At 48.8% G+C, this 13,533-nt stretch carries 7 protein-coding genes; 6 read left to right on the top strand and 1 reads right to left on the bottom strand.

The annotated features are described in order from the left end of the window. From J2I48_RS16745 to J2I48_RS16725, 5 genes are all read left to right on the top strand, one after another. Entirely contained in the window at positions 1–3,336 is a 3,336-nt protein-coding gene (locus J2I48_RS16745; protein ID WP_207336627.1) for a DUF4175 family protein, read from the top strand. 62 nt (positions 3,337–3,398) lie between these two features. After that, positions 3,399–5,273, top strand: a complete 1,875-nt coding sequence (gene mnmG / locus J2I48_RS16740) for a tRNA uridine-5-carboxymethylaminomethyl(34) synthesis enzyme MnmG (RefSeq protein ID WP_207336626.1) — start codon at positions 3,399–3,401, stop codon at positions 5,271–5,273. Between the two features lies 1 nt (position 5,274). Continuing rightward, complete coding sequence (locus tag J2I48_RS16735) at positions 5,275–6,159, top strand: class I SAM-dependent methyltransferase (RefSeq protein ID WP_207336625.1); 885 nt, start codon at positions 5,275–5,277, stop codon at positions 6,157–6,159. Continuing rightward, the gene (locus J2I48_RS16730) at positions 6,156–7,793 is read left to right on the top strand and encodes an Ig-like domain-containing protein (protein WP_207336624.1); all 1,638 of its coding nucleotides are present in this window, start codon (positions 6,156–6,158) and stop codon (positions 7,791–7,793) included. Before J2I48_RS16735 ends, J2I48_RS16730 begins: the two co-directional genes overlap by 4 nt. 597 nt (positions 7,794–8,390) lie before the next feature. Then, the gene (locus J2I48_RS16725; protein WP_229376401.1) at positions 8,391–10,190 is read left to right on the top strand and encodes a tetratricopeptide repeat protein; all 1,800 of its coding nucleotides are present in this window, start codon (positions 8,391–8,393) and stop codon (positions 10,188–10,190) included. Positions 10,191–10,271: 81 nt separating this feature from the next. Here J2I48_RS16725 and thrC read toward each other — a convergent pair whose 3' ends face one another. Beyond that, positions 10,272–11,576, bottom strand: coding sequence for a threonine synthase (gene thrC, locus J2I48_RS16720; protein ID WP_207336622.1), 1,305 nt, complete (start codon positions 11,574–11,576; stop codon positions 10,272–10,274). Positions 11,577–11,716: 140 nt separating this feature from the next. Between thrC and pruA the strand changes: the two genes are divergently transcribed. Then, positions 11,717–13,348 carry an L-glutamate gamma-semialdehyde dehydrogenase gene (gene pruA / locus J2I48_RS16715; protein ID WP_207336621.1) on the top strand — a complete coding sequence of 544 codons (1,632 nt, stop codon included), beginning with the start codon at positions 11,717–11,719 and terminating at the stop codon, positions 13,346–13,348. The last annotated feature ends 185 nt before the right edge of the window (positions 13,349–13,533 follow it).

The following is a 13,533-nucleotide window of genomic DNA, read 5'->3' as shown; positions in this document are numbered from 1 at the left end:
ATGCAAGCCACTTCTTCGTTCGCAAGTTTGCTCAGCCAAATCGACGAATACAAACGACGGTATTTCCAGAATCAGCTTATTAAAGGGTCACTCTTATTCCTTGGCCTGTTGCTGGCTGCCTATTTGCTATTGAATACGCTGGAATACGTTGGCCATTTTAGCTCGGGCGTCCGGGCGGCTATGCTGTTCAGTTTTGTCGGGCTGTTTCTGGCCGGGTCTTACGTTTACCTGATCAAGCCCGCCATGGGTCTTTACGGCCTCCGCAAACCTATTTCTGATGAAGAAGCGGCTCGGCAGATTGGTCAGTTCTTCCCCAACATCGGCGATAAATTGTTGAATACGCTCCAACTCCGGTCGCTAACGGCGAGTGATAGTGAATTACTCCGGGCTAGTGTAGAACAGCGGTCGAAGCAGTTGTTGATTACGCGCTTTTCGTCGGCTATTCAGTTAGATAAAAACCGCCGTTTTGTGAAATACGCGGCTTTACCTGCGGTTGTCATCGCTGGCATTTTGGTACTGTATCCTGCTTTTTTTACCAACAGCTCGTCGCGGATTGTGCAGTATGACAAGCAGTTTGTTGAAGAAGCGCCCTTTAAATTCGTGGTCGACTCGAAGCAGTTGGAGGCTTTTCGGAATGAGGATTTCACATTCCAACTTCATCTGGAAGGCCGTGCTATTCCGCAAACCGTTTATCTTGTCTCGAATGATACGCGTTTCAAACTAGAGCAAACTGGACCGAATGCGTACGCGTACACGTTCGACAATGTGCAGCGTGATGTCAATTTTCAGGTCGAAGCCGCAGGGTTTGCCTCTACACCCTACACGTTGCATTTGCTCGACCGGCCTGCTGTATTATCGTTTGACGTGGCGCTGTCTTATCCCGCTTACTTGAACAAACCCGCCGAACAATTGGCCAATGTGGGGAATCTGCTCGTGCCGGAGGGAACACGCATCAATTGGAAATTCCTGGCCGATCACACCGACTCGCTGGCCGTTCAGTTCACGCCGGGGGGACGTTTGTTGGCTGAGTCTATTGAAGATAACGCCTTCAGCCTCTCTACCCGCGCTAACCAATCGGCTACGTATTCGCTGCAACTGCGCAATCAACACGCCCGTAATGCGGCCGATTTGACCTATAGTATTCAGGTTATTCCCGACCGTTTTCCGCAGATCAGCTTGCAGGAAACCCGCGATTCTGTAGCCTACAATTTCATTGGCCTTTATGGTCAGGTAACGGACGATTACGGCTTTTCGTCACTCAAGCTAGTAGGCTCGGTTGTCCGGGCCGACTCACCCAAGAAGGAAGCATTCTCAAAAGCTATTCCGGTCAACACGGCCACAACCTCGCAGAACTATGCCTATAACTGGTCGCTCGATAGCTTGAAGTTGAAGCCAAGCGACAAGATTGAATACTATGTGCAGGTAGCCGATAACGACGGCGTACACGGCCCTAAAACCACTCGCTCATCGTTGATTACGTTTACGGTGCCCTCCGTAGAGCAGTTGCAGAAGCAGGTGGAGCAGTCGGCAGAGAAAACAGAGCAGCAGATGGATCAGGCGTTGAAGCAAGCGCAGGCGCTTAAAAAAGAGCTGTCTTCTCTGGAAGAGCGGATGCGCACGAAGAAGACATCGGATTTTCAGGACAAAAAACAGTTGCAGGATATTCTTCAGAAGCGTGAAGAATTGATGAACGAGATCCAGAAGTTGCAGGAGCAATTCAACAAGACGAACGAGACGCAGCAGCGGATGAGTCAGCAGCAACAGGACTCGCTGAAGCAGAAAATGGAGCAGTTGCAGAAGCTATTTGATCAGATGCAGGACCCCGAATCGAAAAAGATGTACGAGGAACTGAAGCAGATGATGGAAAAAAAGCAGGACGAAAAAGCCTCCGATCTGCTCAATCAATTGAACCGGAAAGAGCGCAACCTGGAAAAGGAATTAGACCGTGCGCTGAAGATGTTCAAGCAAATGCAGCAGAATCAGAAGTTCCAGAATGCCATTGATGAGTTGAAAAAACAGGCCGACAAGCAGGATCAAATGGCCGAAAAGAACAAGGAAGAGCAGAAAGATCCTAAGAAAGACGAAGCAGAAACTGAGAAGCAGAAGGAAGATCAGAAGAAGGCCGAGGAAGATTTCAAGAAGCTTCAGGAGCAGTTAGATAAACTTCAGAAGGAAGCTGAGAAAGAGAAAATGTCGTCGCCTGACCCGCAGGAAAAGGAGCAGCAGGAGATTCAGAAGCAGATGGAGCAATCGAAAAATTCGCTCGATAAGAAGGAGAAAAAGAAGGCATCTGAATCGCAGAAGAAAACGTCTAAGTCAATGCGCAACATGGCCAAGTCGATGGAAGAATCGATGGAGGGTATGGATATGAAAAGCATGTCGGAAAATTTGGATGATTTGCGCAACCTGCTCGACAACCTTATTACGCTCTCATTCTCGCAGGAGCGGCTTATGCGCGATTTCCGCAGCATGAACCTACAAGACCCACGGGTGGTGAAGCTGTCACAGGAACAGATTCGGTTGCAGGATAACGCCAAGGTGATTGAAGATAGCCTTAACTCATTGGCCTCACGGGAACCCCAAATTCAACCATTTGTAACGCGAGAGTTAACGAATATGCGCTATTACATGGACGAGAGTTCACGGTATTTGAAAGAGCGTAAACTGAATATGGCATCTTCGAAACAGCAGTTTGCTATGACTACTATCAACAACCTGTCGCTGATGCTTAACGACGCTTTCAAGCAGATGCAGGCAGCGATGCAGGCAATGGCGATGCCTGGTTCGGGAAAAAGTAAAGGCAAAAGTAAGGGCGAGCAACCTTCGCCGGGCATGGGCGACAAGCAGCAGCAGGTGAATGAGCGCATTCAGAAGCTATCTCAGGGTGGTCAATCGGGAAGGGCTTTATCGGAAGAGCTATCTCGCCTTGCCGCTGAACAGGCCGTTTTGCGCGATATGCTGAAGGATATGCAAGACAAAGCAAAAGGCACCGAGGTGGGCAAACAACAGGCCGAGCAGGTGAATGATTTATTGAAGAAGATGGAAGAAACAGAAACTGATCTCGTTAACAAGCGCGTAAATCCGGCTGTGCTAAATCGGCAGAAAGATATTTTGACTCGCTTGTTGGAATCTGAGAAGGCGTTGCAACAGCAGGAAGAAGATCCTAAACGTAAAGCGGAAGCAGCAAAGCAATTGAAGCAAAGTCAGCCTTCGTATCATGCTGAAGTTCCGCCTACTACTACGCGTCAGGTTGAAGTGTTGCGAACCGTTTCGCCTGCATATAACTTATACTACAAGCGTGAGTCGAATCGATATTTGCAAAAACTGACCAAATAGCGTTCGCTTTTGCAAGATTTTCAAAAGTTTCCACGTGGAACATTTTTCAATTTCACAGACCAATGCATAGTACATACGATGTCATTGTAGTAGGAGCAGGCCACGCTGGATGTGAAGCTGCCACCGCAGCCGCCACCATGGGATCGAGCGTGTTGCTGATTACAATGAACATGCACACCATTGCCCAGATGTCGTGCAACCCTGCGATGGGCGGTGTGGCAAAAGGGCAAATCGTGCGTGAGATAGATGCACTCGGAGGGCAATCAGGTATTATCAGCGATAAGACCATGATTCAATTTCGGATGCTGAACCGTTCGAAAGGCCCCGCCATGTGGAGTCCCCGTTGTCAGAGCGACCGGGTACTATTTGCCCAAGAATGGCGAGACACACTGGAGCGCACGCTAAACGTTGATTTTTGGCAGGATACTGTGTCGGAAATTATCGTAAAAGACGGCCGTGTGAAAGGTGTTAAAACTAATTTGGGCGTGACTATCGAGGCAAAAAGCGTTGTCCTGACCAATGGTACATTCCTCAACGGCCAAATGTTCATTGGCGAAAAAACCTTTGGCGGTGGCCGCACCGGCGAGCGCTCAGCGACGGGCTTAACCGAGCAACTGGTTGACTTGGGCTTTGAAACAGGCCGCATGAAAACCGGCACACCACCCCGCGTAGATGGCCGAAGCCTTGATTTTTCACGAATGGAAGAGCAGAAAGGCGACGAAAATCCGGGCAAATTCTCTTACTCAAATACGGCAGCGCTGACCAACCAACGGTCATGCTGGATCACCTATACCGACGAATCGGTGCATAGTGTGCTGAAAGAAGGATTTGAAAAATCACCCATGTTCACCGGTAGAATCAAGGGATTAGGCCCGCGTTACTGCCCATCTATTGAAGACAAAATCAACCGCTTTGCCGATAAAGACAGGCATCAGATTTTTGTAGAACCCGAAGGCTGGAACACCGTGGAAGTGTATGTAAACGGTTTTTCAACCTCACTGCCCGAAGACATTCAGCACAAGGCATTGCAGAAAATTGCGGGTTTTGAGAAAGCCAAAATGTTCCGTCCAGGCTATGCGGTAGAATATGATTTCTTCCCCCCGACGCAATTGAAACCTACGCTGGAGACACTGCGGGTGGCTAATTTATTCTTCGCCGGACAGATCAACGGTACTACCGGCTACGAGGAAGCCGCCTGTCAGGGTCTGATGGCGGGTATCAACGCACACCAGAACGTACACGAAAAAGAGCCGTTTACCATCAAGCGGTCGGAGGGATATATCGGCGTATTGATCGACGATCTGATAACGAAGGGGACCGAAGAACCATACCGGATGTTTACCTCACGGGCAGAGTTCAGAACCTTACTTCGTCAGGACAACGCCGATCTGCGCCTGACCGAAATGGGCCATAGACTAGGCTTGGCAAGCGACGAACGGTGGGCAAACACGCAGAAAAAACAAGTCGACATTGACCAGTTGACACAGCTCTTCCGCGAAACAAAACTGCGCCCCGACGAGGTAAACAGTTGGCTGGAAGCAAAGGGGTCGGCTGGTCTGCGCGAGAAATCGACAGTGTATAGCCTGCTGAAACGGCCCGAAATAGACATGGCTGATGCCCTGACGTTGCTTAATCTGTCCAGCACATCGGCCCACGCGGCGGTAGATGCGTATACACAGGAAACGGTTGAACAGGCCGTGATTGAGATCAAATACGATGACTATCTGAGCCGTGAACGGCAGAATGCCGAGAAGCTATCACGCTGGGAGTCGTTGGAAATTGCTTCCATTTTTGATTTCGATAAGGTGAAAGCATTGTCGTTTGAGGGTCGGGAGAAACTAAAGAAACAGCGGCCGAAGACAATAGGACAGGCCACGCGCATCAGTGGCGTAAGCCCATCTGATATTTCAATTTTGTTAGTTTACATGGGTCGTTAACGTGGAAGAACTCACAAACTGTCCGCTCTGTGGCGGAGACAAATTTTTACCGTATATCCATTGCACCGACACGCTGGTTAGCCAGCGTGTCTTTTGCATTCAGCAGTGCAGCCAATGTCAGTTGTTGTTTACCAATCCCCGGCCCGATGCCGATAGCATTGGCCAATACTACCAGTCTGATGCTTACATCTCGCACGACGACACGCGCACTGGACTAATGGACGTTGCCTATCGAACCGTGCGCTCATATACACTGCAACAGAAAGAAAAACTAATTCGGAACGCAATGGGGAAGGTTGGCAAACTGCTGGACTACGGATGTGGTACAGGTGCATTTCTGGAAACATGCCAGCAAAAAGGCTGGACTGTAAATGGCTACGAACCAGACCCAGATGCACGAAAACTGGCAACAGAAAGGGTAGAGAAACCCATCTTAATGAATGTTAACGACATCAATGCTGCCGGGCCGTTCGACGTTATTACGCTGTGGCACGTACTGGAACACGTAGCTGATTTGTCCAAAACGATAAATCGGCTTAGCAATTCGATACGGATAGGAGGGAGTTTAGTCATAGCCATCCCCAATCCGCTATCAGCTGATGCCAAACAATTCAAGCAACACTGGGCGGCTTATGATGTACCCCGGCACCTGTACCATTTTGCGCCCGACGTGTTAAAACGATTGATTGAACCAGCAGGCTTTGCGCTGGAAAAACAGGTGCCCATGAAATTCGATGCGTTCTATATAGCCATGATGAGCACCAAAGCCAGAGATGGCCAAACGCAGTATGCAGAAAGTCTGAAGGCAGGAATAGCCTCGAACAGAGAAGCCGCCAAGACCGGCAATTATTCAAGCCTGACCTATTTGTTTAGAAAAGTAAAATGAGTCATCGCCAATCATCAACCCGAACGCCCTCGCTGTGGGGCGTTTTCTTATTACTAATCGTCGTGTACCTCGCCAGCAACTGCGCGCAGGTAGCCCAGCCACCCGGTGGAAAAAAAGATACCCTAGCACCAAAAATGATTGATAGCAGCCCAAAAATGCGGGCGCGAAATGTGAAGCCGAAGCAGGTCGAGCTATTCTTTAACGAGTATATAACGGCCGAAAACCTGCCGCAGAAGGTGATCATCACGCCAGGCAGCGGCATTACGTTCGACTATAAAGTGAAGCCAACCAGCGTAGTGTTAACATTTAACGAACCGCTCAAAGACAGCACAACCTACACCATCAGTTTCACGGATGCCATAAAAGATGCTACCGAGCGCAACCCGGCCACCAACATTAAACTAGTTTTCAGCACTGGGAATCAACTCGACTCATTGTCTATTGATGGCCAGGTGAGCGACGTTGTTAGTGGTACCACCACACCCGCTGGCACATTGGTAGGCCTCTACGCACCACGCGACACGCTCGATGCCGTAAAATTCAAACCTATCTATTACAGCAAAACAGATACGTCGGGCCGGTTCCGCATTGAAAACATTCGCAGCGGAGATTATGACGTGATTGCTTTCACCGATCAAAACAACAATTTCGTTTTTAATGCCCAGTCAGAGACGATTGGCTTTGCCCCAAAACGGATAACCATTAACCAAAATATTACGGGCGTTGAGGTTTTGCTGTTCAACCAGAACAACAGTACGCCGCGCATAGGCCGCAGTGAATCGAGATCGGATAGTTATTTGATCAATTTGAGCAAAGGAATCGAGGCGTATACCGTTGCCTTCCGAAACCCAGCCGACAGTATGGCGTCGATGCTGCTGTCGCCAAACCAGATCAAATTTTTTAGAACTGTACAAACCGCCGACACGGTGGGAATTCAGTTAGTGGTGCGCGACTCTTTGGGAACTACTACAAACCTGAAACACACTATTAGCTTCAGGCCAAAATCGAAGCGGGAGAAACCGGAAGAATTTGTTTACAAACCCATACCAGCACCAAATGAGGCTGTTGACCCAACGTTCGACTGGGTACTACGATTCAATAAACCTGTAGAAACGGTTAACCCAAAACGTATTCAGATCTCTGTAGACAGCCTGACTACAGGTGACCTGAGTTTGGCCAAATCAAGCACGTTCAACGCGGGCGAAACTGAATTGACAAATCGGTTCGAAACAAAGGCCCGAAAATTCGTCCGGATAAAAATCGACAAAGACGCCTTTACCAGCGTCCTGGGCGATACCGTTAGCGTGGCCACCATCACGTACCCAATTGCCGATCCCGAAAATTTCGGACTTGTTCGCGGACGAGTGATCACCAAGGAACCCCACTATATCCTGGAGTTGATTGATGAGCAGAAGACCGTAACCCGACGATTGCGCGACGTAGCCAATTACACATTCCAGAACCTCAAGCCGGGCCGCTACCGAATGAGGCTTATCATAGATACAAACAACAACAACAAATGGGACACTGGCCGCTATGAGTTCCGCGTCCCGGCCGAACCTATCGTCTACCTGCGCGATGTCCTCATCGTCAAACAGAACTTCGAGCTAGACGATATTAACATCAGCTATTAGTTAGCTCGTAAGAAAAGCAAAGATAGAGGGCTGTACAGATCAGGTATGATTTGTGCAGCCCTCTTCCATTGGTATCTATATGAATGCATAGCATGGGTAATACCTTCATGGCCACATTGGGATGCGTCTTAAAAAAGGTCAATTTAAACTATATTTTTCGCTGGTTTTCTGTGTAAAACACGGTGGATAACTGTTTATAACGTGTGGATAGCGAGTCAGTTGTTGCACCAAAATTGTGGATGGCCATAGCGTTCTGCACATTTAAACGTTATCAACACAGTGGCATGTGCAAAAGCAGCCTGTTGTAGACAATCTTAGATCGGCTTATCATCGAGCGAAATTGTTGACATAAGTTTTCGACAAATACACATCACTGCAATGTGGACAATGTGGAAAAGCTAGCTAAATAGCTGTGCAGGAGTCATCAAGGTGGTGATAACGCTGATAAGACGGTGGATAAGTCTGAAAAGTTGTTCACAGTGTTTTCAGGACGAAGTGGATAAGGTAGTTGTTCACATATGCACAGGGCTAATAACTCTAATAGTTTAGTTTAAGAAACCTTCTTATAAAATGAAAAATAGGGCTTGTGGATTACTTATGACTGGTTTGCTGCTGATGAGCGGATGGGTGCAGGCCCAATCGGAGGAAGCGTTGGCCGACGAATATTTTCAGAAGGGTGAGTTTGAGAAAGCCGCTGCGGAGTATGGCAAGCGGTTGAAAAAGGCTGACGAAGAAACCAGCATTGCCTGGCCGTTGATGAATCGGTACATCACTAGTCTGATAAAAAGCAAACATACTGACGAGGCAGATAAGCAACTGAAAAAATGGGCCAAGGTGAACGGCCCCGTGCGGCCACAGGCGTTGGTGTTATTGGCAAGTCGGGTGCGGGATAATAGCAATGACACCACCGCCAGCAACAAGCTGTTTGAGCAGGCATATGAGTACAGTAAGAACGATCCCATAAGAATAGCACGCCTAGGCGAATTGCTGATTGATGTCAGTGCAACAGACCAGGCCATTCAGGCTCTACAGCGAGCGCAGGCCCTAACAAATGACCGGATGGTTATGGCCGAGGAATTGGCCACGCTGTACCGCGCCAAAAACAACCTGACAGCCTGGATAGAAACGCTGCTGCCCCTAGCCGAACGAAACGATCAACGCGAACGAGTGCAGGCGGCTTTCCAGACAGTTATCAACACCAAAGACGAACCGCTGTTGGAAAAGGTGTTATACGCTGAGGTACAAAAAGCCCCTGAGTCATTAGCCACAAACGATATGCTCACTTGGTATTACCTCCAGAAGCAAAAGTTCAGCCGGGCACTGCTTCAGGAAAAGGCCATGGACAAACGCATGAAACTAGCGGGTGCAAAGGTGTTTGAACTAGCCGGCTTGGCTATGACTAATAAAGAATACAAGACCGCAGTGGACGCCTACGAATACATTATTGCCAACCACCCGCAAGGTGCCTTCTATCCCTATGCCCGCCGGATGCTGGTAAACGCCCGTGAGGAACAAGTCAAAAACACGTACCCAATTGAAAAGACGGAGATCCGGCAGTTGATAAAGGCTTATCAGCGTGTCCTGAGCGAAGTGGGTGTCACCCCGAAGACGTTGGACGCCCTCCGCAGTTCGGCTAACCTGTATGCCAATTACCTAGACGAAAAAGACTCGGCCATCGTAATGCTCGATCAGGCGATAACGATGGGGAAAAGTGACCAGCAATTTGTGGATAAGTGCAAGCTGGACAAAGGCGACGTGTATTTGCTCAAGAACGAGCCGTGGGAATCGACTCTCTTGTATTCGCAGGTGGAGAAGTCAGAAAAAGATGATCTGCTAGGTTACGAGGCCAAACTGAGAAACGCCAAACTGCATTACTACAAAGGCGATTTTACCGTGGCCAAGTCAGTACTCGACGTACTTAAAATGGCTACCACCCGCGAAATAGCCAATGATGCTGAACAGCTCAGTATGCTCATTCTGGACAACACCGGCCTCGATAGTACCGAAAACGCCATGCGTGACTATGCAGCTATAGACCTGCTGCTGTTCCAAAATAAGCTGGACGAAGCCTCTGCGCAGGTAGACGTGATGCTAAAAAAGTATGAGCAACACACGCTGGCTGATGAGTTGCGTTGGTTACAGACCAAAATCCAGTTAAAGCAAAACAAGGTTGATGAGGCGCTGACGAACCTGAAAACGATTGTGGCCAAATACCCAATGGACATCCTGGCCGATGACGCGCTGTATGAAGAAGCTAAATTAGTTGACGAGCGTAAGAAGGATAGTGCTGCTGCTATCAAGCTGTACGAACAACTGTTAACGACTTATCCGGGCAGCATCTTCGCCGCTGATTCACGCAAGCGCATTCGCCAGCTACGAGGCGATGTTGTGAATTGAATTAGCTAGGACGATTTTATGCAAAAAGCCCCGATATGTTAGTGTATCGGGACTTTTGTGTTAATAAGTAGGCGAAACGTGCTACGCAACTTGCAGCAGTGCTTCTTTGAAATCTTCAAAGGAGGCTGGTATAGCTACGGCGTGCTTTTGTCTGGCACTTAACACCGCTAGTCGCTCCGGCACGTCAATAGCGTGTCCAAAAATGGTATCGACAGCGGGGTTGAATTTCGCCGGATGGGCAGTTACCAACGCTATTCCGCAGTTATCCACATAGTTTTGTTGATAACTCTGCAAGCCCAATAGGCCGACTGCCGTATGGGGACAAGCTATATAATTGTAATGATCATGTAACGAAGTCATCTCGCTAACGGTCTGATCGTCAGTAAAATAATACCCTTTTACAAGTTCCGACAGCGCTTTAAAATCATCATGGAAGAGGTGTTTGAGCCTGACAAAATTGCTCGGGTTGCCTACATCCATAGCATTGGATAACGTAGCCAGCGAAGTTATGGGAGCATAGCTGCCTGACTGCAAATAGTCGGGCACCACCTTGTTTAGGTTAGTCGAAGCTACAAAAGCCTGAACTGGCATGCCCATTCGCCAGGCCAAGACACCCGCACTAAGGTTTCCAAAATTGCCGCTGGGTACAGAAAAAGCAACCGGCGCGTGGCCTTTATCCAATTGAGCTAGTGCCCGGAAATAGTAGAAACTTTGCGGGATAAGCCGAAAAATATTGATCGAGTTGGCCGATGACAGCGAAAAGGTCTGTGACAATTCCGCGTCCAAGAAAGCCCGCTTCACCATTGCCTGACAGTCGTCGAACGAGCCGTCAACTTCGTAAGCCTGAACATTGCCGCCCAAAGTAGTCAGTTGCTTTTCCTGCAACAGACTAACCCGTCCTTTTGGATACAGGATAGAGACTCTGACACCTGGCACATTATGAAACCCCATGGCCACTGCCCCACCCGTATCACCAGAAGTAGCTACCAAAATATGCACTTCGCGCGAAAACCGGTCAGCATAGTGCGACATCAGGCCAGCCATAAACCGGGCACCAACGTCTTTGAATGCCAGCGAAGGCCCATGAAAAAGCTCAAGCGCATATAGCCTGCCTGCCTCCAATTCAACCAAGGGCGTGTCGAAAGGAAACGCCCGCGAAACCAGCGTATCGACCTCTGAAGAAGACAGTTCATCACCCAGCCAAAGAGAAGTTAAGACAGAAGCAATCTCTGGCAGTGACCGGCCCGACAGGCTGTTCAGAAAAGAAGCTGGCAATGCCGGAATAGATTCGGGCATGTACAGACCACCGTCGGCAGGAAGGCTGTGAAATAAGGCTTCCTGTGGCGATACAAGCCTATTTGGTGAGTTTGTACTGTAAAATTTCATGAGAAAAAGAGCGAAAAACCAGGCTGCAAGTTACGGAAACCCGCTGGAACAGGGGGGCAAAAGCCGTGCCGATACCCACAGAAACCTGCTACACTGCACTTCACGGGGCAAACCGCTAACTTTGAAAGAAAAACTTCACAATGAACAATGGATTGTTGCATGTGCCCCAACCGGCAAATGAACCAGTAAAAGAATACCGCGTTGGTTCGGTGGAAAGAACGGCGTTGAGAAACGCGCTTAAGGAAGCTAAAGCCGAGACTCGGCAACTGCCCATGTGGATCAACGGGCAACCAGTTTTTACGGAAAGAAAGCTAAAAGTGACCCCCCCACATGAACATGCACATGTGCTGGGCTACATAAACGAAGGAGATAAAAGCCACGTACAGCAGGCTATCGACGCTGCACTAAGGGCCAGAGAAGCATGGGGAGCCATGTCATGGGAGCACCGTGCCAGCATTTTTTTGAAAGCCGCCGAACTGCTGGCAGGACCTTACCGGGCCAGAATTAATGCTGCGACTATGTTAGGACAGTCAAAAAACGCCTATCAGGCAGAAATAGATTCTGCCTGTGAACTCATTGACTTTTTGCGTTTTAACGTCCATTATGCTACAGAAATTTACAAGCAGCAGCCCTACTCACCCACAGGGGTTTGGAATCGGGTTGAGTACCGACCGCTGGAAGGATTTGTATTTGCACTCACGCCATTCAACTTCACGGCTATCGCCGGCAACCTGCCTACATCGGCAGCCCTAATGGGAAATACCGTTGTCTGGAAACCAGCCTATACACAGGCCTATTCGGCTCAGGTAATTGTAGAAGTCTTGCAGGAAAGCGGCCTTCCCGACGGTGTTATCAACCTAATCTATGTGGATGGACCAGAAGCAGGTGAGGTGATCTTTAATCATCCAGATTTCGCCGGTATTCACTTCACTGGCAGCACCAGCGTGTTCCAAACGATCTGGAAAACCATTGGCCAGAACATTGCGACATACAAATCGTACCCCCGTATAGTAGGTGAGACTGGCGGAAAGGACTTCGTTTTTGTTCACAACACTGCCAACGTCGAAGAAGTAGTAGTGGCTTTAGTACGTGGGGCATTTGAATACCAGGGGCAAAAATGCTCGGCTGCTTCACGAGCCTATGTTCCAGCCAGCCTTTGGGAACAGGTGAAAGTGAGGGTGCAGGAGACTCTGAAACAGCAAAAGATGGGTAGCGTCGAGCAGTTCGACTGCCTGTTCAATGCTGTTATAGATAAACGGGCTTTTAACAAGATCACTGCCTACATAGACCAGGCAAAGGCCGATGGTGAGGCTATTATTGCCGGGGGTAATTACAGCAAAGAGATTGGCTACTTCATAGAACCAACGGTTATTCAGGTTAGCGACCCAGCTTATCGAACTATGTGCGACGAGCTGTTTGGACCTGTGCTATCAGTTTATGTGTACGAAGATGATCTGCTGGACGAAACTCTGACTACACTAGATCAGACATCTCCCTATGCGCTAACGGGAGCTATTTTAGCAAAAGACCGAGGGGTAATTGACAGGCTGACCAAACGGCTGGTAAATAGCGCAGGTAATTTCTACATCAATGACAAACCAACGGGAGCGGTGGTTGGGCAGCAGCCGTTCGGTGGAGCAAGGGCCTCTGGTACCAACGATAAGGCAGGTTCTTCGTTGAATTTGTTACGATGGGTATCGATGCGCACAATCAAAGAAACTTTATCGTCGCCAAGATCAGTGAGTTACCCGTTTATGGAGAAAGATTTTTAAACTTTTTTCGGTCTGGGGCTTGCGCTGGCCTAAAAGTCGCCTTACCTTTGCAGTCCCAAATCGAGAGAAACAGGCGAACAACGGTTCAAGTGTTTTCGAAACGGGGACAGTTCTTTGGCGTATTGGCAGAAAAAGTAAGCACAGTTCGTGCTAAAACACAGTAGTTGATTTATTAGCTACACAAT

Source organism: Fibrella aquatilis (assembly GCF_017353255.1).
Taxonomy (GTDB): Bacteria; Bacteroidota; Bacteroidia; order Cytophagales; family Spirosomataceae; genus Fibrella; species Fibrella aquatilis.
The sequence above is the reverse complement of the archived record's forward strand: the minus strand, read 5'-3'. Positions and strand labels throughout refer to the sequence as shown.